Source organism: Paramagnetospirillum magnetotacticum MS-1 (genome assembly GCF_000829825.1).
Classification (GTDB): Bacteria; Pseudomonadota; Alphaproteobacteria; order Rhodospirillales; family Magnetospirillaceae; genus Phaeospirillum; species Phaeospirillum magnetotacticum.
Map to the genome: position 1 here is coordinate 16,832 of NZ_JXSL01000024.1, position 20,759 is coordinate 37,590.

Here is a 20,759-nt window from a genome sequence, read left to right on the forward strand (position 1 = left end):
CTACATCCCGAGGAAATTGCGCACGACCGCCAGGGGGCGCCGCGCCAGCCAGTAGATCAGCGCCACCCGATGGCCGTCGAGGCGGGCGGTTCCCTTGAGACCGAGACGCGGCCCCAATTCCCCCTTGGCTAGTTCGGCGCGCACCCGGTGGCCCAGGGTGCCGTCGGGCTGGGGGATCGCTTCATAGGTGACGTAAAGCAGCTTGGCCGAAACCGGCGACAGCGGCTCGGCATTGAGGAACAGGCTGACCGGATCACCCTTCTCCAAGGCGATGACATCGGCCGGGGCAAGCCAGGCTTCCACCTCCACGTCATTGGGGGACGCCACCGCCAGAACCTTCTCGCCCACATTGACCGGACGGCCCTGCCATTCGGCGGGGTCATCCAGCACCGCGACACCGGCACGGGGTGCCTTGACCTGGGAGCGAGCCATCAGGTCTTCCAACTGCGCCGCCTCGGCGCTCCGTTCCTCGATACGGGCGCGGATCACCGCTAGTGTGCCCTTGGCCTTGGTATCGAAGAATGCCTGCTGGGTCGCCTGATCCAGTTCCGCCTGGGCGGTGGACAGCGCCTTCTTGGCCACCTCCAGCTTGCCGGTCAGCGTGGTGCGGTCCAGTTCGAACAGCAGATCACCTTCGGCCACTGGCTGATTGGGCCGCACATGCACCTTCTCGATGACGCCATCCATGGGCGAGCGGATCACCGCCGGGTTATGGGCCACCACCTCGGCTGGAGCCAACACGGACAGGCGCACCGGGAACAGCAGGGCCAGGATGATCCCCGCTGCCAGCTTGAGATGCCATTTGGGAATGCCGGTGAGCTTCTGCTTCCATTGCGTTATGGGCGACGGGTGATGCAGCACCGCCCAGGCATGGCCGTAGAAATCCGAGGCGCGGGCCAACAGGGCGATGTCCTGATCGGTCCATTCCTCATCACGGGCCAGCAGCAACGTGCCAAGCCGTTTGCCATCTCGATCTTTCAACGGCAACAGCAGGGCATGGGGCGGCAGCCATTCCGCCCATTCCTCGGCATCGGCTCTGTCAAGATCAGCGGAATCGGCTTTGCGGATTTCGTCCGAGGCGAGGTGCTTGTAAATCCGCTCCAGCCATAGGGTGAAGGGCGCCCCTGTCTCGATGCCAGCGACACCCGACACCGCCTTCAGGCCCTCACCGTCGATCAGTAGCGCCGCCTGGCGATAGGACGCCAGCGCCCGGCTGTCATTGACCATGACGAAGCCCAGCTCGGTAGAATTGGCCGCCTTTCGGGCGTGTTCTTCCAATCCCAGCAGGGCAAGCAGCGGGTTGTCATTCATGGGGCGGGCATCTGGACCCGCCCGGTCATGCCGGCGATCAGCTCGGGATAGTCACCCCTTACCTCGGCCACCACCTTGACCGAATGGCTGACGGCATCGACCTTGGCGCCGACACGGGCGATCTTGGCCGGATAGACCTTCTTGACCTCGTCCACCGCCACCTGGACCACCAGACCGGGCTTGAGGTTGCGCACCCAGCCGGATGGTACGATGAATTCAGCTTCCAGGGCAGAATCGTCGAGGATGTCGAGGATGGGCTGGCCCGCCTGGATGTATTGATGAGCCCGAGCCTTCTGCTCCACCACCCGCCCTGAGAACGGCGCGGTGATGCCGCATTTGGTGGTGACAGCGCGGGCCGAGTTGAGCTTGGCCTGGGCCACGGCAGCGTCAGAGGCCGATTTCTCGGTCTCCAGCGTGCCAGCGGAGTTCAGTTCCAGCAGGCGCTTGTGCACCGATTTGGACTTCTCCGCCGCCCCCAGGACGGCTTGCGCCTCATCCAACTGCGCCCGCTGGATGACGCAGTCGAAGGCCACCAGTTGCTGGCCTTCCTTAAAGCGGTCGCCCTCTTTGACGCTGATCCGATCGATCTTGCCCGGCAGCTCTGCAGACAAGGTGGTGTACTGCACCGCCACCAGTTGGACCGGAATCACCGGTTCCTGGGCCACTGCCCCGAAGGACAGCAGGCACAGGACCGGGACCGCCCATCCCCAGTGGGCTGCAAGCCCGCCCTTTCCCGAGTCTGGGCGGGAGCTCATCATTCGCCGACCCGATCCGCCATGCGGCCGATTTTGTCACCCAGCCAGACCAGGCCGTCACGGACCACATCCTTATGTTCGGCCTCAGACGGAGTCTCAGTGGCGACATCGGCCGGCTTGGCCAGGCCATTGGAGATGAATGAGCCCAGCCATGCCATGGTTCCTGGCTGCGTGGGTTCGGGCTCTCCTGCGGGAGTTACACTCTCGATGATGGCGGGGGCGGCCAAAGGAACGGGATCGGCCTTCACCACGGGAGGCATGGACAGCACGATGGCGCCCGACAATCCATCCAGCGTATGAGAGGCCACCCGGTTGGGAATCGGATCGGCACCGATTGTCGCCTGTAGCTTCCCATAAGATGATTGCATCTGGGCATAGGTCTGGAAACGCCGCAGTTCAGCGGCGATGGCAGAGGTTTCGGTGCTGATGCGCTCGATTTCGTTGGTAGTGCCGCCCCGGCTCTGGTTGCCGGCTGTCTCGGCCAGACGCTTTTCGATCCCCCACAGCTTGTCTGCCCGCTCGAACTGCTTGGCGGCGCTGATGAACTGGTGCGACACCACATGGACTTGGGCCAGCACTGCCATGCGGAGTGCCAACCGCTTGGCATCGGCCACCTGTTCGGCGCTTTCCGAATGGGCGATGCGGTCGGGGGCCGATAGCAGATTGATAAGGTTCCAGCTGAGCTTGGTGCCCACCTCGTTCCAGCGATTATCCATCAGGAACGAGTTCTGATCGTATTGCCGCGAGAATGACAGGGTGATGCCGGGAAAAAGCTTGAGGATTTCCTTGCGGGTTTCATCGACGGCAATGCGGCTTTGGTAGTCCTGCTCGCGCAGGTCCGGGTTGTTAATCAGAGCCGCCTCTTCCATCTGCTCGATGGGCATGATCCATTCTGGAATGGTCATGCCACCCTTCTCCGGCACGTCTAACTTGAAATCCGTTCCCGGCGGGATGTTGATCAGGGCTGCCAACTCGGCCTTGGCGGTGGTCAGTTCCTGATCGATCGCCTCTAACTGGCGGATGCTTTCCAGCAGAGTCTTCTGGATGCGAAGGCCCTCGATCGGATTGCGAAGCTGCTCGCTTTCCACCCGCTCTGAATCGAGCAAAGCCTTTTCGGCAGTGGTGATGATCTCGGTAACCTTGCCCTTCAACGTCTGGGCGGCGGCGGCGCGCCAGAAGGTGAAACGCACTTCCTGCACCAGATTGGCAACGGTCTTGCGGCGACGCTCGGAGGCGATCAGGGCACGGTCAGCATTCTGGTGAGCGGTGAAGTAGCTGGCTCCAAAATCCAGGATGTTCCAGGTCAGGCCAAGATCGGTGGTAATGGAAAACCTGTCGGCGGAATAGCTTGGATTCGAGGTGCTGGTCGTCTGGGTATAGAGGTCTCGGGATTTCGTCGCGTTGGGCGATGACCGCTCGGTATAGCCGGCATTGGCCGCCAGCTTGGGCAGCAGGTCGAAGCGGTCGAGATCAAGCTGGCCCAGGGCCAGCGTCTCCTCCATCATCTTGGAACGCTTGTCCAGGTTGTACATCAGCACGCGGGCCACGGACTCGTTGAGGGTCAGAGGCTTGGACAGGGCTTCCTGGCCATTGAACATGGCGGCGCGATCAGCCTTGGCACGGGCCGCGAATTCATCCTGGCTGTAAGGGGTTGGGGTCAGCGCGCAGGCCGACAGCAGGGCGACGGTGGATACGGCGGCCAGCAATCGGGTCAAGCGGGTGGAGGAAAGGGTCGTGGTGCTCATCGTTCAATGTCCCCAAAGCGCGTAGCAACGCCTGCAGCAGCAAAACATTCCGGATCGCGGAGCACCGACTCGGCAACCGTCATCCGTCGGCCCGAATTTGTCTCAACCAACCGGGCATGGTTCGGCAGGCCGTGAGGTCGGAAGACATCCTCGACCGTCCAGACCGACCCCCACAGGCCAACCTTCTCGAAGCGAGTTCCAGGCGTCAGAGGGAGGTCCTCCTTACGCTTCATGATGCTCATGACCGCGCCACCAGTGCCGCCAGAGCGGCGTTGCGGATATAGGCGGCATTGCGTCCGGCCTGCTTCAATTGCTGGGTGAAGGCGAGCTTCCCGGCCGGAGCGTTACCGAGCTTGATCACCTTCCCGTCATGGGTTGATCCGGCATCACCAGTGCGGCCAGCCGGAACGGCCTTGGCGGGAGCCTCACCAGGCGCTGCTGGTTTGGCCGCAGGCTGGCCATCCCTTGCCGCGCCACCGCCAACCTGAATACGGAAGGTGGTGGCCACCTCATGGCCAGCGCTGTCACGGGCAACCACAACCACCGACAGCGTGCCTTTGAAGTCGATCGGCGCCTCGCCGACAAACGTCCCCTTGGTGGGATCAAACGACACCCAAGGCGGTAGCGAACGTCCATCGGTCAATTTGGCGGAAAGCTGGATACCTGCATCAGCGTTGGAATGACCAAAGGCATCGGACGGAACAGCGAAACTGATGACGTTGGAGGTCACCTCTACGGTCGGAATGCCCTTGGCCACGAACAATGCGCCATCACGCACCGCATTCACTGCAGCCGTCGATACGACGACCTGGAAACCGCCACCCGAGGTCAAGGCCGCAACCTTGGCGGCAACGGCATCACCGCGCCCCTGACTGCCTTGATTGAATCCGGCAGTGTCCGACACAGCCGCTCTGATAGAGTTGATCATCGTCGGCGCCTCGGGCCCAGTGGGACCACTTGGCTTGGGGGCCTCGACCACCGGTGGAGGCGGCGGCGGTGGCGGGGGTGGCGGTGGCGGCTTCGGCAACGAAACCACCGTGGTCAATGCAGTCGATTGCGGCCCAACATTGCCGTGCGGATCGGTCTGCTGGGTGGTGAAGCTGTGGCTGCCCTCGGGCGCGGTGGCCGAGAACGTCCAGGTGCCGTCGCCGCCCACGGTCGCCGTGCCGATGACGGTGCCGCCATCACGGATGCTCACCGTCGACCCTGGAACGCCACCGGAGCCACTGAGCGGCACAGACGACGTGCCAGACGTCGCCGGCCCGGTGGGAGCAGTGGTGGCGGCCACGAAGACATAGCCGGTGCTGCTCTTGCTGCCGCCCAGCAGATTGGCGGTGGTGCCATTGTCATTAAAGGTGACGGCGATGTCGTCATTGCCCGGCACGGAACGGGTCGTGGTGTATTTGAGGGTGCTGAGCGCGATGTTCACGTCGGACAACGAGCCGGTGATGGTCACCGACCCCGTATCATTCCCACCAACAACCGCCGCGCCTCCCCCGTTGACGAAATTGAGGTTGCCGTACTGGGCGGTCACCGTCGCCGTCACTGAGGTGTTGTGGTAGGTGTCGGCCACCACCACGCCACCGATGGCGTGCTGGATCGTGTCGTTGAAGGTTCGGGCGGTCGGCACCGTGATGGTCGGCGCGTCATTGCCCGCCACCGAGACTTCCACGATGCCGCTGGTGGTCTTGGCCCCGCCGATCAGACTGGTGCCACCATCATTGATGCTGATGGTGACGTTGTCGGCGCCTGACGTGGTAGCACTGTAGGTCAGGGTACCGAGCGCCGTGTTGACCACGGACAGAGCGCCCGACAAGGTCAGGTTGGCGGTGTTGTCCCCAGAAACGGTCAGACCCGCCGCGCTGGTCGCATGCAAGTGACCGGTGGTGTCGTGAATGGTCGCCGTGACCGTGCCGCCGCTATAGGCATCGGTGATGCCGATCCCGGACAACGCATGGGCGTTCATGTCGCTCAAGGATTGCGCCGATGCCAGCGCCAGCGTCGGGGCATCATTGCCGATCAAATCGACCAGGAAAGTATTGGTGGTGCTCTTGGCGCCGCCCACCAGCGTGGTCGCACCATCATTGACGGTGACCGAAATGGTGTCCAGCCCGGTGGCCGTGGCCGTCGTGGTGTAAGACAACGTGCCCAGGATGGTGTTCACCGCCGAGGCCGTCCCGCTGATGGTGACGCTGCCCGAACCATTGCCGGTGATGCCGCTGCCAGTGAAATTCAGAGTGCCGTGCTGGGCGGTCACCGTGGCGGTGACGCTGGCGCCACTCGCCCCATCGGTGAAGGCGACTCCGGAAATGGCATGGGCTAGGGAATCACTGACCGTCTGGCCGCTGGCGACATTGACCACTGGGCTATCGTTACCGATCACATCCACGTTCACCGAGGCGGTGGCGGTCTTGTTGCCACCGATGCGGCTGGCGCCACCGTCATCCACCGTGACCGTGATGGAGTCAGCCCCAGTGCCAGTCAGAGTGGTGGTGTAGTTCAGCGTGCCCAGGATGGTGTTCAGCGCACTGACGCTGGCGGCACTGATGGTGACGCTGCCGGTGCCATTGCCAGTGATGCCGCTGCCGGTGAACGACAAGGTGCCATTGGAGACACTCACCGTGGCGGTCAGGCTGGTACCGCTATAGGTATCAGACACCGCAATGCCCGAGATGGCGTTGGCGGCGCTGGTGGTTACCGACTGACGGGCCGGCATTGTCAGCACCGGAGTATCGTTGCCAAGCAACGCCACGCCCACCGTGGCGGTACCGGTATGATCGCCGGTCAGGCGGGCCTTGGTGCTGCCGTTGTCACCAACGGAAACGGTGATGGTATCGTCACCCGAGGTGGTAGCCGTGGCGGTATAGGTCAGGGTGGCGAGCGCCGCGTTGACGTCCGACAGGGTATTGCCGGAAACCGTGACGCTGGTGGAGCCGGAACCGCTGATGGTGGCGCCGCCGCTGCCCGTAGTCACGGACAGAAGGCCCGACGTATCGGAGACCGTCGCCGAATAATTCGTGCCATCCAGGCTATCAGTGACCGATATCCCGGAGATGGTGTGGGCGTTGGTATCGGTCAGAACCTGCTGGGCCGGCACCGTAATGGACGGCGTGTCGTTGTTGACCAGGGTGATGGCGATGGTGCGGCTGGTGGTCTTGGCCCCACCCACGCCGGTACTGTTGCCGTCATTGATCTGCACGGTGACCACGTCGGCGGTGGGACCGCCGGAGCCATTGTCGGCGGCGGCATATTGCACCGTCGCCAGGGCCGTATTCACATTGGCCAGGGTATCGGTGATGGTCATGGTCCTGGGGCCGGAGCTGGTAAAGCCGGTCCCGGTGAGTGTGCCGCCTGCCGTCGATACCGTGGCGGTGACGGTAGTGCCGGTATAGGTGTCGCTGACGCTGATCCCGCTCAAGGCATGGGCGTTCAGATCGGTGATGTCCTGGGTGGCCGGAACCGTCACAACGGGAGCGTCGTTGCCGGTCAGGTTGATCTGGAAGCTTGCGCTGCCGGTCTTGGCCCCGCCGACCCCGTTGGTGTTGTTGTCATTGATCGACACACTCACCGTGTCCGTGGCCGTGCCGGTGGCGGTGGTGGTGTATTTCAAGCTGGCCAGGGTGGCGTTGACATCGGCCAGGCTGCCGCTGACGGTGACGTTGCCGCTGTTGTTGCTGCCAATACCGGCTGCGCCGCTGGCGGTGAAGTTGAGGTTGCCCGATTGCGCCGTCACCGTGGCGGTCACCGAGGCGGCCGACAGCGTGTCGGTTACCGAAGCGCCGGAAATGGCATGCTGATTGGTGTCCGTGTAGCTCTGCAAACCGGGCGCCGTCACCACCGGAGTGTCATTGCCGGTCAGCGCAATGCCGATGCTGGTGCTGGCCGTCTTGCTGCCACCGATCAGATTGGCGTTGGCGCCATTGTCGTTGACCGACAGGCTGATGGTGTCGCTGGTGGTCGTGGTGGCGGTGGTGGTGTATTTCAGGCTGTTCAGGGTGGCGCTGACATCGGCCAGGCTGCCGGTGATGGTGACGCTACCGCTGTTGTTGGACCCGATACTGGCGCCGCCGCTGGCGGTGAAATTCAGATTGCCGTGCAGATCGCTGATCGTTGCCGTGATGCTGGAATTGCTGTAGGTGTCGGCCAGGGCCAGCCCGGAAATGGCGTGCTGAAGGGCGTCGGTATAGCTTTGCGCGGCGGGCGTGGTGATGGTCGGCGATTCATTGCCAGTAAGACTTACGAAGATGGTGGCGCTGGCGTTCTTGGCGCCGCTCACCAAATTGGTGCCGTTGTCGTTGTAGCTGACGGTGATCAGGTCACTGGTGGTGGCGGTGGCCGTCGTCGCGTATTTCAAGGTGCCCAAGGCGGTATTGACCACCGCCTGAGTGCCGCTGATGGTCACATTGCCCGTGCCATTGCCGGTGATGGTGATGCCGCTGCCCGCCGTGACCTGAAGCGTGCCGCCATTGGCCGTCAGAGTCGCGGTAACGCTGGCGCCGCCCAGCGAATCGCTGACTGATACCCCGGAAATGGCGTGATAATTGGTGTCGTGATAGCTCTGCGCTCCGGCCACGGTCACGATGGGGGTATCGTTGCCATTCACGGTAACATTGACCGAGGAACTGGCGCTCTTGCCGTTATCGCTGACACCGATGGAAATGACATCGCTGCCGGTGGCGGTCAGGCTGGTGGTGTAGGTCAGGCTGGCGAGAGCCGCGTTCAACTGCGCCAGGGTGCCGGTGATGGTGACGCTGGCACTGTCATTGCCGCTGATCGTGGCGCCGCCCGCCGTCACATGCAGATTGCCTCGACTGTCGCTGAGCGTGGCGGTCATGGATGGACCCGACAGTGCCTCCGCGACGCTGATGCCAGTCACCGAATACTGACCGCTCAGGGTATCGGTCAGGCTGGTGGGCGCGTTGACCACCGGATTGCCGTTGGTGACGCTGACCGCGATCGTGTTGGAGGCGGTCTTGGCCCCACCGATAAAGCTGCCGCCATTATCGTTGATCGACACGGTGATGGTGTCGGCCCCGGAAGTGGTCAGGCTGGTCGTATAGGTCAGGGTGCCCAGAATGGTATTCAGCGCATTGACACTGGCGGCTGAAATGGTCACCGACCCGGAATTGTTGGCGGTAATGCCGGCCCCGGTGAAGCCCAGCGTACCATGCAGGGCGCTGACCGTGGCGGAGACCGAGCCGCCGCTGACCGTATCGGCGACGCTGACACCGCTAATGGCGTTGGCGCTGGTGTTGCTGATGGTCTGGCCACCCGGCACCGTCACCACCGGGATATCGTTGGCCGACAGGGTGACCGTCGCCTGATTGGAAAGCGTGGTCGTGCTGCTGCCGCCCGCCCCGGTGCCGCCGCTGTCGCTGATGCCGGTCAGGGTGAAGCTGCGTGCCCCCACCGTAGACGAGCCGGCGGCGGTATCGCGGTAGGACAGGCCGCCGATCGTGGTGTTCCAGTTGCTGGCCGTATCGGTCTTACTGAGCGTCACCGTGGCGGCGCCGCCGGTGATGGTTCCCACCGAATAGGCGATGCCGCCCGCCGTGCCGCTGGCTCCCGAGGTGAGCGACACCCAGGTGCCACCGATCCGCAACTGCTCGGACGATCCATCGGCCAAGCCGCTAACCGACAGGGTTACGCCGGTAATGCTTTGCCCCGCCTCAACGGCCGAGCTATTGGCCCCGGTAAACAGGGTGGTGCCGCCGTTGGCCCCGGCCGCCGTATTGATCGAGGCGCTGGCCGCCGACGTCAAGGACAGGGTCGGCGGAGCATTGACATAGACCACGCTGACCGTGCTGGCGGCGGTGGCGCCGGTGCCGTTGGTGTCGGTGCCGGCCCAGGTGACCGTGCGGCTGGAGGTGGCGGTTTCGTAAAGATTGGGCGCGGCGAAGGTAACCGAGCGCAGCGCCGTCTGGTAATCGGCGAAGCTGGCAGCCCCCGACAGGGTGAGCACGCCAGTGCCGGAATTGTAGCTGCCGGTGATGCCGTTCTGGTTGGTGAAGCCTAGAACGTCGCCCGCTACGAAGCCCGAGGAAATTCGCACCGTCGCCCCGGTCATGTTGGCAGCACCGGTGGCGTTGACCAGAGTCACCCCGGTGTCGATCACCGCCGCTGAGGATCGTTCGTTATAGGTCAGTGTGCCGCCCGCCGAGGAGGACGGGCCGCTGGCCCCGGTCAGGGTCAGCGTCTGGGTGTACGCATTGCCGCCCGCATCGGTGCTGCGCACGTTGACGGTATAACTGGTGTTGCCGGTCAGGGTGGTGGCGTTGGCCACCGCCAGCGTATTGCCGCCGGTGATCTGGAACTTGGCGGCATCGGCGCCGCCGGTGATGGCATAGGTGAAGCTTTCCGCCCCGGTGCTGGCATCGGTGGTGGACAGCGTCCCCACCACGCCATTGGCCGCCAACGGCGCCGTCGTGCTGGACGCGGCAATGGCGGTGGGTGCGTGGCTGTCGATGATGGTGCTGGCAATTCCGGTGGTATAGGCGGTGCTGGTATTGCCCACAGCATCGGCCACCTGGACGCTGACCGGCACCGAGCCACTCAGAATATCGGCCACCGAAGTGGTTACCGTGAAGCTGGCGGTGCCGGAATGGGTGGTGGTGTTGTAGCTCCAGCCGGACAGGGTCGCGCCATCGATGGTGCTGCCCGCCGTCAGGGTATAGGCCCCGTTACCGTCATGGGCGTCGGTGGTGATGGTGGCAGTCACCGTGCCGCCGATCTTGTAGGTGGCGGCGTTGAGGGTGACGCTGCTGATCACCGGCGCGGTGTTGTCGATGGTGTAAAGGCTGGCGGTGTCGGTAAAGCCGCTGCTGGGCGACAGGCTGTAGCTGTCGGTGATGGATGTCAGGTTGTTGAGCAGATTGAGGCCCAGCGTGCCAGTCCCCGTCACACCAGTGACCGCCACCGTCCAAGTCTTGCCGCCGTCGCCGCTGGTGGGCGTGCCGATGGTGCCGGTCACCGAGCCGGTGGTGCCCAAGCTGAAATTGGCGGTACTCAGGCCGCTGATCGCCTCGTTGAAGGTGACGGTGAAGGATTCGGTGGTGGCTTTGGTCGCCGTGCCCGAGCCGGTGCGCACGATGCTTTGCACCACCGGGGCGATCACATTGATGTTGAAGGTCTTGGCCACCACGCCGCCCTGGCCGTCGCTGACCTGGATGGTGAAGGTGTCGCTGCCGACATAATCGGTGGTGGGGGTGTAAGTGACCACTGGCCCGGCGATGTTGGTGCTGCCGGAACTGGCCAGGGTTTTCGAGAAAGACAGCGTGCCGTGGCTGGGGCTGATGCTGGCCGACCAGGTCTCGTTCTGATTGACGTCGGTATCCTTGACCGACAGCGTGGACGACGAAATGGTCACCGCACTATTACGGCCGGTATTGAGGGTCTGGGTATCGTTGCCGTTGACGTAGGTGGGCGGCGTATCCGGCGTCACATAGACCTTTTCCGCCAAGGCATTGCTGCTGCGGCCATAGGCGTCGGTGACGGTGAAGGTCAGGTTGCGGGTACCGGCCGTGGTCGTTGCCGCATCGCTGAACTGGATGGCGTTGACCAAGGCCGCCACCGCCGCGTCGGTCGCATAGGAACCGCTGAATTTGATGGTCAGGTTCTGGTTGGGCGCCCCCGTGGCGCCGGTCTGCACCGCGCCGATGACATTGCCGTTATAGGAAACCGAAGACCCAGCAATGGTGATGCCGCCCCGTGTCCCCACGTTCAGCATGTCCTGGGCGATGTCGTGGTTGGTGGCGCCGAACGCCACGGTCAGATTGCCGCCGGCCCACATGCCGCGGCCCGATAGGTCGGGGGCGTCGGTGACGGTGATGGTGCTGGTGTCGATGGTCTGTGGCGTGCTGCCGATGGTGGTGCCCGATGCGATGGTCGGATTGCTGTTGGCGAGCGTCGGCGTGCCGGTGCTGGTCACCGTGATAGTGTTGGAGGCCTGAGCGAAGGCCGAGACCGTGCCGTTGGCATCCCAGCCATCAGTGGTTGCTAGGTTAAAGGTATGGGTGGTAGATACCAGGGCGGCGGTGCCGCTCTTGTCCAGGATGGCATCCAGCGCCGATTGATTGGCGCTGGCGATCTGGATCGCCACGCTGGTGGCGGTGGGCGAACCGCTGATGGAATCGCCATTGCCCAGCGTATAGGTGCCGCTGCCCTCGCCGGTCACTGACAGGCCCGACAGGGTATAATTGGCGGCCAGAGTGGTGAGGTTGGCGCCGGTAATCGTCAGAATGCCGGTAGCGGGATTATAGGCGACGGAACTGACCTGCGGTACGCCCAGCACATTGACCGTGTCGACAATTGAGGCATTGCGGCCATAGGCATCCGAGGCGTTGAAGGTAACCGTGCGATTGCCGATGCTGCTGGTAGTGCCGTTGTCGCTGAACTGGATGGCGCCCACCAAAGCCTGCACGGCGGCATTGGTGGCGTACTGGCCGGAGAGCTTGATGGTCAGGGCTTGTCCCGGTGTACCGGTGGCTCCGGTGGCGATAGTGCCGATCTGGTTGCCGTTATAGGAAACCGTCGATCCCGCCGTGCTGCCTGACGTGGTGATTCCGTTGATGGCCGCGATGGCCAGCTGGTCATGGGCGCTGTCGGCATTGGCGCCGCTGATGGTGGCCGTCAGATTGCCGTAGTTCCAAATGCCGGTGCCGCTGAAATAGGCTGCGTCATTGGCGGTGATGGTGCTGGAATCGACGGTGACCGCCGTGCTTTGGATATTGGTATCGGTGGGCGTGGCATGCGCGGTGTCGGTCAGCGTCACCGTGCCGGTGCTGCTGACGTTTATGGCGTTGGTGGGAGACGCCGGTGCAGTGACGCCGTTATACGCATCCCATGACGAGGTGGCGTTCAGGTTGAAGCTCTGCCCGCCCCAGGCTGTGGTGCCATTCTTGTCGAGGATGGCATTGACCGCCTGAAGGCTGCCCGCCGCAACCTGGATGGTGCAACTGGTCGAGGTGATGGCGGTCACGCTGGAATTGGCGCCGCTCAGGGTCAAGGACGCGCCGCCTTCGCCGCTGACAGTCAGGTCGCCCAAGGTGACATTGCCGGTGCTGCCGACGAAATTGCCACCGACCAGGGTCAGGACGCCGGTAAAGGGATTATAGGTGACGCCCGAGATGGTGGGGCCGGACACCACATGGACGATATCCGACATCCCGGCGCTGCTGCGGCCATAGGCGTCGGTGACGGTGAAGGTCACCGTACGGTCGCCGATGGTGGTGGTGCCGGTATCCATGAACTGGATGGCATTGACCAAGGCAGCCACCACCGTGTCGGTAACGGCCGAGCCGCTGAACTTGATGGTCAGGCTTTGGCCGGGAATGCCGGTGGCACCGGTCTGGACGCTGCCGATGACGGTGCCGCCATACGACACAGTGGTGCCGGAAATGCTGATCTGGCCGACGTTCCCCACCAGCAACTCGTCATGGCTGGCATCCTTGTTGGTGGCGCCGATCGATACCGTCAGGTTACCGCCGGCCCACACGCCGGTTCCCGAGAAATCGGGCTGATCAGTGACGGTGACGGCGCTGGTGTCGATGGTCATCGCCGTGCTGCCGGTCGACGAATCGGCGGGCGGAATCGGGCTGGAATTGGTCAGCGTCGGCGTGCCGGTGCTGACCACGTCGATGGTGTTGATGCTGTAGGCCGGGGCGATGATGCCGCCGCTGGTGTCCCAGCCGCGAAGGGCCGCCAGGTTCAAATTGTGATTATCAAGCGCGAAGGTGCCGCCGGCATTCAGCAGCGCCACGACCGCCGCCCGGTTCGCGTTGGCGATGTTGATGGTCACCGCGCTATTGGTGGCGCTGGTGACGGCATCGCCATTGCCGAGCGTGTAGGAACCGCTGCCCGCCCCGGTGATGGTCAGGTCGCCCAGGGTGTAATCGGCGATGTTGGTGGTGAGGTTGGTGCCGTTGATGGTCATGTTGCCGGTGTAGGGATCGTAGAAGACACCGGGATAGGAATAGGTCCAGGCACTCAGATTGTTGCTGAAATCGACGCCGACAACGAACACAGAGCCGGTAGATGCGATGGCCATCCCCACATTACCGTAGCTGCTTATGCTACCGGCGGGGCCAAACGTATTCCATGAATTTGCCGCGCTGTTATAGGTGTATACCGTTGTTCCATCGACAAGATAGACCGTGTTGTCGGAACCGACGGCCAACGCCACTTGGGAAGAGGGGGTAAGAGTCGTATTGGTGCCTATCTGGGTCCAGCTTCCATTACTGTATGCCTTGACCACCTCCGGACTGCTCATGTCAGGTCTTACGGCATAATAAAGTGTATCGTTTGAGGAAAAGGCAAAGGTAGGCTTAAAGTAAAATGGGCTATTTGAAAGGATCTGGTTCCAATAGAAGCCACCATTGTTATAGTATGCGTTTACAATGTTTCCTATTCCGCCAATATATGAAGCATCGACGATGTATATATTATCAGTTCCTGGGGCGAATCCGAAGTAATATAATGACGCGGGATCGTGTGCGCTATTATCCACCGTATTGAGGGGGATTTGCGTCCCGGGCCCAACCTGCGTCCACGAATTGGCCGAGGCGTTATATGTCATGACCGTCGCGTAATACAGATACGACGAGCCAGAGACACCAAAATATGCAACATCGACCGTGCCATCATATGAAACGGCAATCGAGGGGCCGACACCCTTCACAGCCGTCCCCGATGACGTCACAATAGATGATGTCTTGACGCCATTGAGGTATGTCGTTATGTCGACATTATAGTAAAAACTTTGATAACTACTTGATGATGCAACATAAAGCGTCCCAGCGTTTGGCGTGCCTGCTGGGGCCACGGCCATGCTGATTGCGTTAGGATCATTAAGCCCTACTGTAAATATCTCATTCCACGAGCTGCCATTGTAGGAATATACATGGCCGATCCCGCCATTTGCTGAAAACGCCGCATAGAGCGCGCCATTAGGGCCTGCGGCAACGGCAAGGGGGACGGAGTAAGAATACGTCGTCGCGAAGGTCGCGCCACCTGCATTACTCCAACCGACACCCACCACCGCGCCGTTGCCGTTGATGGCCGGCGTTGCCACCACGGTGACGTTTTCGGTCAGCGTCGAGGTGGTCTTCCCGTAGGCGTCGGTGGCGACGAACCCGACTGTCCGGGCGCCAAGATTGGTGCCCGAGGCGTCGCTGAACTGGATGGCCTTGATCAGGGCGGCAACGGCGGCATCGTTGGCATAGGTGCCGCTGAATCTGACGGTCAGGCTGTGATTGGGCAGGCCGGTGTTGGTGCTGTCCACCGTGCCGATCTGATGGCCGTTATAGGAAATGATCTGACCGGCGCCACTGCCCGATGTGGTGATGCCGCCGACCGTGCCCACGGTCAACTGGTCGTTTGCCGTGTCACGCGCCGCCCCGCCCACGGTGGCGGTGACGTTGCCGCCGCTCCACACGCCCTGGCCCGACAGATCGGGACTACCGGTGACGGTGGTGGCGCCGCTGGCGACGCTGGTCGCTATGCTGCCCACTGTCATGTCATAGATGGTGACGGCGCCGCTGTCGGTCAGGGTCGGCGTACCGCTGCTGCTGACGGTGATGGTGTTGGTGGCGGATGCAACCTCGGTGATGATGCTGCCGCTGACGTCCCAAGCCGCCGCCGCCGCCAGATTGAAGGTGTGGCCATCGATATTCGCCGTGGTGCCGACCTTGTCCAGAAGCGCGACCATTGTCGCCTGATTGCTAGTGTCGATCTGGATCACCAGCTTGGTGGTGCTGGTGCTGTAAACAGAATCCGCCGCCCCCAGGGTATAGCTGCCGCTGCCCTCGCCGGTGATGGTCAACTTGGACAGGGTGAAGTCGCCGGGATTGAGGGTCAGATTGGTGCCGTTGATGGTTAACAGCCCCGTGGCGACGTCATAGGCCACGCTGGAGATGATAGGCGGCGTATAGACATGCACCACGTTGGACAGGGTGGCGCTGCTGCGCCCGTACATGTCGGTGACGGTGAAGTTGATGGTGCGGTCACCGCCGGTGGTGGTGGCCGTGTCGTTGTAGCGGATGGCCTGGGCCAGGGCGGCCAGGGCCGCGTCGGTGGCGCTGGCGTTCAGGGTAACGGTCAGGTTTTGACCGGGAATGCCGGTGGCTCCATTGGCGATGATGCCGATGGCGGTGCCGTTATAGGATACCGTCGACCCCGTGCTCATTCCCGTTGATAGGGTAATGCCGCCGCTGCTGGCGATGGTCAGTTGGTCGTGGCTGTAATCCTTGTTGGTGGCGCCGATGGACACCGTCAGATTGCCGCGATTCCACATTCCCTGGCCCGAGAAATCGGGCGCATCGGCAACCGTCACCGTGCCGCTTTCTATGGTGACGAGCGAGGTGTCTGTGGACGCCACGCCGGGTGCAGGACAGTTGGTATCAGTCAATGTCGGCGTGCCGCTACTGGTAACCGTCACCGCATTGGTCGCCACTGCCGGGGCGTGATAGGTGCTGTTCTGATCCCAATTTGCGGCGGCATTGATGTTGAAGGCGTTGCCGCCGACCGCATTGGTGCCGCTTTTGTCGAGCAAGGCATCCACCGCCGCCTGATTGGCGCTGGCGATATGGATGGTGACGCTGGTACTGGTGGGCGTGCCGGTGATGGCGTCGCCGTTGCCCAGGGTGTAGGTGGAACTGCCCTCGCCGCTCAGCGTCAGCTTATTCAGGGTGTAATCGGCGACGCTGGTGGTGAAAGCACCGCCAGTCAGCACCAGATTGCCGGTGGCGGGATCATAGCTGGAGCTGAGGATGGTCGGCCCCAGCAGGGCACGCGCCGTATCGCTGCCCGACGCCGATACCCCCACCCCGTCGGTAACGGTGAAGGTGATGGTACGCTGCGCCGAAGAACTGGTATTGCCGCCGCTGAACTTGATGGCCTTGGCGACATCGGTGGCCTGGGTGGAGGTGACGCCGCTGGCGAAGGTGATCACCAGATCGGCCCCCCCCGATCCACCGGTGAAGGTGCCGATTGTGGTGCCGGTATCGGTGATGGAACTGCCGGATACGGCAATGACATCGCCGTTGCCCAGGGTCATGGCGGCCACGGCCAAACTGTCATTGGCGGAATCGCCACCCGAAATGCTGGCGCGCAGGGTGCCACCGCCCAAGGCCGCGGCACTGCTGGGGGTGTCGGCATCGGTGATGGCGATGCTGCCGTCCACCACCTGCGCCGACTGCCCGACGATATAGATGGCGTTGGTGGCCGAGGTGGTCAGGGTCGGCGGATTGTCCATCAGGACCGTGATGGTCTGGGTGGTGACCACGTTGTTGCTGCTGGTCGCCTTGATCACGAAGCTGTCATAGCCGACATAGCTGGCGGGGCTGAGGGAATAGCTGATGACACCGGTGCTGGGATTGATGTTTGCGCTGCCGTGACCGGGCTGGGACTGGATGGCGTAGGTGATGCTGGACGAAGCCGCGTCGGTGGCCTGGGCGGTCAGGGCAAACGGATGGGTGGCGTTGACCGTGACCGAACTGGCGTTGCTAAAGGCCGGTCCGGGATCGACGGTTATGCTAAGCGCGCCGGATGCGGTGGAATCGTTATAGCCGGTCTCGGACGCCTTGGCGGTGATGGAGTGCGTCCCAGTGGAAAAATTGCCGGTATAGGTCCAGTTGCCGCTGCTGTCGGCAGTGGTGGTGCCGATCGACGACGCGCCATCGTAAAGCGTGATGGTGGCGCCGGCATCGGTGCTGCTGGAAGAGCCCGAAATGGTGAGGTTGGTCGCAGTCTTTACCCCACCGCTGGTGCTGATGGACGGCGTGGTCAGCGTCGGCGTGAAGCCACCCGTGATGCTGAAGCTGAAAACGATGTCGTAATCGGGGTGACCGGTATAGCCAGTCAGATTGACCGTAAACTGATGATAGCCGTTATAGACGGCAGTGGTGGTCTTCAGAGCCAGATGGCTGGTGGAATAGCCGATGACGGTGTCGCCAGAGCTGTACGCGGTAAAGACACCACCGCTTTGATCGGTGGTGTAGCCGAACGTATAGCCGGAAGGCAGACCACTCAGACTGCCGACCACATAACCAGAAACGAAAGCATCACCTGCGGCATCGACGACATTGTTGCCGGCGGTAATGGTTGCACCGCCACCGATTTGTTGCTGGCTGTTCAGGTCGCCATTAAAGGCCGGGGCCGAAAACAGGGTCGCGTCAAGGGGGGCTGTCGCGTCATCCAAGCTCCAGCCGCCATCCTTGCCAATTGAGTGGGAGGACGCCCCCACTACGCCCCCGGTGACACTGGCAAGATCATCGACGAATTTCTGCCCATCCGTTCCAATGGCAACGTTGCAACCGTAAAGCAGGAGATCTCCGCCTAATTTCAGCGCCGCGCCGATTTGGACAAGTTGAGCCTTTGTCGTCGCATCGCCCAGGCTGGCTTCGTTGACGATGGCGTTGCCAAGATCGAAACGAGCTTCACCGCCATGGGACAGGATGGTGATGCTGTCATAGCCGGAATGCGTTCCAGCCCACGCGGCCATCTGCGCTAGGCCGTTCTGGCCGCCGTCGATCAATTCGATCTCAATGCCCGGCTTCACCGCCGCCACCAGATCGCGGTAATTGGTGACCGAGGTATCGACGAACACCACCTCGGTCCTGTTTCCGTCCAGCGCCGATTGAGCGGCCTGAAGCTCGATGACCCCGGTGGAGGTTTGCAAAATCCAGTTGCCGTCACCCCCCGTGGAATCGGTAGGATCGCCGAATACGCCTACGGTGGCTCCGGTAGCGGCGGCGAGATCGCGGGCAAATTGCTGCCCCTGCGTGTCTGAGGTGCCATTCTCGCCAAACACCAGAAGCTCGCCCCCGGCCTTCAGCGCCGAACCGATCTCGGCCAGTTCAGCACGAGTCGCACCGTCGGACAGATTGGCATCGGTGAGCGTATGGGTACCAATCTGGATCGCCGCATCCGTCCCTTGGCCGATCACCGAGATGGAATCGTAGCCGGTATGGGTCTCTGCCCACTTGGCCATCTGGGCCAGGCCGTCCTGGCCGCCACCGATCTCCTCGATCTCGACACCTGGTTTGACCGCCGCTTCCAGCGCCTGGTAATTGGACAGGGCGGTATCGACGAATACCACCTCCTTCCGCCCGCCATCCTGAGCAGGATCGGCGGCACGGACCTGCACCGGAGCGGGTGCTTCGGGGATCAACGCCTTTGAGCTGGCGTCGGGCGCGGCATGGGCGGCGTCCACCACGGCGGCACCGTCAAACATCCAGCGCGGCTCCAAGGCCATCAGGCCCAAATTGTTCTTCCGACGCTTGTGTTTGATGTGGCCCATGGCCTGTCCCCAAATCTAGCATTTAGCTGGCGATGACAAAGTGTCTATGCCGCCAGATTGCGACTGTATTTTCATTGGGATAGAAATGCGACAGCGCCGATATTCGCATTCTGGTAAAAATGCTACGCGATCAGGAAAATTTAGCAAAACCCACATTAGGACCGTGGACTAGAACGATAACCAATGCTTATCTACGGCTGTGGCAACCGGAGAAACGGGATGCATTCCGCGTACGAATTCCTAAAATTCAGCTGGCTCGTCGACGACATCGAGGGCGACGGGGTCAGTTTCCAGCCATGGCACAAGGAAATCGAAATTCTTCCCTACCCGCTGCCGCCCGAGATCGGCGAATGCGGGATTGCCAAACTTGAAATGGCATACGGAATGACGCTGTTTCGTGCGACCCATAAGTTCACCCCGGCTGCGCTCGGGCAGATGGTCCGTATGGCCATGGTTGAGGGAAGCTTCCCATCCGAATCCTTTATGGCTCAGACGGTCAACGCCGGGATTGTCATCCACCACGAGGAATATCCTGCGAAAGAAGTTGTTTTCCGCCCGGGCTTCGACCTGTTTCGATTGTCAGATAGGCTGAAGCTGGTTCCTTCGGTCGATGGCTCCGCCAGTAGCGTCATGACCGCCCTAACCGTCAGTCGAGCTGCCATGGCGGGTCTCGTTGGCGAGGGAGTAGCCGAAGCCACACTGACCGCCTTGGGGCTGATCCCTGCCCCTAGCGTCGTAGTGCGGCCTATACCAGCAGCTATTTCCGCCCACCTGCATACCGCATTCTCCAGCACTCTTTCCGGTGCCGTCCAACGGCTGACATCTCAGTCGCAAGCGCTGATATATCTATCAGCCTTGATTGATCACATGGGGACAAACTCTGATCGCCACGTAATAGGCGCGGGATCGCGCAATCGGGTAAGGGCGCTTCATGAACAACTTATAAATATGCAGGGCAAGGTTCCGACGCTGGAAGAGCTTGCCGGACAGTTCAACCTGTCGGTCAGAACGCTGAATGATGAATTCAAGGCCGAATACGGAAAGCCCATTCAGACCTTCATCACCGAGCACCGCCTCAACGAAGCCCACGCGGCCATCATCAGCACGGACATTCCGCTGAAGTCGGTGGCTCTGCGCCTCGGATATACCCACACCAATCACTTCCTGACCGCGTTCAAAAAGAAATTTGGCTACAGCCCTGGGAGCCTGCGGAAGAAGGCTGGACCAGACCAGAGCGATGATTGAGGCCCCGGAAATATTTCGGTAAGAAATTGGATACTGGGCCGAAGCAGAGGCCATCCTGTCCGCCCTGCGCGTTGACAGCCCGTTTCTCGCTCGCCGATTGGAACAGCGCATCGGCGAATATGGGATCCATTTGGAATAAACCAATTGTGATCTCGATAAATGCTCGCGCCCACCTCACAGCCTTGGGCAGCACCGGATCGCCCAATCCACAATAGACAAATAAATTCAATCACTGATATCGGCAGAAAAGCTTTAACTGCACGCCAATCCAGTTCCAGTTGAATGCCGCTTATGGATAGACTGTCTAGTCACGCGGCAGGATATAGAGATGTGTCACATATTCACATCATACATTGGCGACTGAAATTTCCGCGCAATTTGCTGCGACAGGATAGATATTTGTACCAC

6 protein-coding genes are annotated in these 20,759 nt (G+C 61.9%); 1 reads left to right on the top strand and 5 read right to left on the bottom strand.

Annotation, left to right across the window (positions count from 1 at the left end):
* From CCC_RS06875 to CCC_RS06895, 5 genes are read right to left on the bottom strand one after another with little or no spacing between them, the layout of a single operon-like run.
* Entirely contained in the window at positions 1-1,311 is a 1,311-nt protein-coding gene (locus CCC_RS06875) for an efflux RND transporter periplasmic adaptor subunit (RefSeq protein ID WP_041040497.1), read from the bottom strand.
* Positions 1,308-2,069 carry an efflux RND transporter periplasmic adaptor subunit gene (locus tag CCC_RS06880; protein WP_236686326.1) on the bottom strand — a complete coding sequence of 254 codons (762 nt, stop codon included), beginning with the start codon at positions 2,067-2,069 and terminating at the stop codon, positions 1,308-1,310. Before CCC_RS06880 ends, CCC_RS06875 begins: the two co-directional genes overlap by 4 nt.
* A complete protein-coding gene (locus CCC_RS06885; protein WP_009868110.1) occupies positions 2,066-3,811 on the bottom strand; it encodes a TolC family protein in 1,746 nt (581 codons plus the stop codon). Before CCC_RS06885 ends, CCC_RS06880 begins: the two co-directional genes overlap by 4 nt.
* Positions 3,808-4,053: a hypothetical protein gene (locus CCC_RS06890; protein WP_152619722.1), complete on the bottom strand. Its 246-nt coding sequence runs from the start codon at positions 4,051-4,053 to the stop codon at positions 3,808-3,810. The genes CCC_RS06885 and CCC_RS06890 overlap by 4 nt, the downstream gene beginning before the upstream one ends.
* Complete coding sequence (locus CCC_RS06895; protein WP_041040501.1) at positions 4,050-19,106, bottom strand: DUF4347 domain-containing protein; 15,057 nt, start codon at positions 19,104-19,106, stop codon at positions 4,050-4,052. The genes CCC_RS06890 and CCC_RS06895 overlap by 4 nt, the downstream gene beginning before the upstream one ends.
* Positions 19,107-19,325: 219 nt before the next feature.
* Between CCC_RS06895 and CCC_RS06900 the strand changes: the two genes are divergently transcribed.
* Positions 19,326-20,351, top strand: a complete 1,026-nt coding sequence (locus CCC_RS06900) for a helix-turn-helix transcriptional regulator (protein WP_041040503.1) — start codon at positions 19,326-19,328, stop codon at positions 20,349-20,351.
* Positions 20,352-20,759: the final 408 nt, after the last annotated feature.

Coding starts and splice junctions, on each gene's coding strand:
- CCC_RS06875 (WP_041040497.1), bottom strand. CDS start 1,311: ATGAATGACAACCCGCTGCTTGCCCTGCTGGGATTGGAAGAACACGCC.
- CCC_RS06880 (WP_236686326.1), bottom strand. CDS start 2,069: ATGATGAGCTCCCGCCCAGACTCGGGAAAGGGCGGGCTTGCAGCCCAC.
- CCC_RS06885 (WP_009868110.1), bottom strand. CDS start 3,811: ATGAGCACCACGACCCTTTCCTCCACCCGCTTGACCCGATTGCTGGCC.
- CCC_RS06890 (WP_152619722.1), bottom strand. CDS start 4,053: ATGAGCATCATGAAGCGTAAGGAGGACCTCCCTCTGACGCCTGGAACT.
- CCC_RS06895 (WP_041040501.1), bottom strand. CDS start 19,106: ATGGGCCACATCAAACACAAGCGTCGGAAGAACAATTTGGGCCTGATG.
- CCC_RS06900 (WP_041040503.1), top strand. CDS start 19,326: ATGCATTCCGCGTACGAATTCCTAAAATTCAGCTGGCTCGTCGACGAC.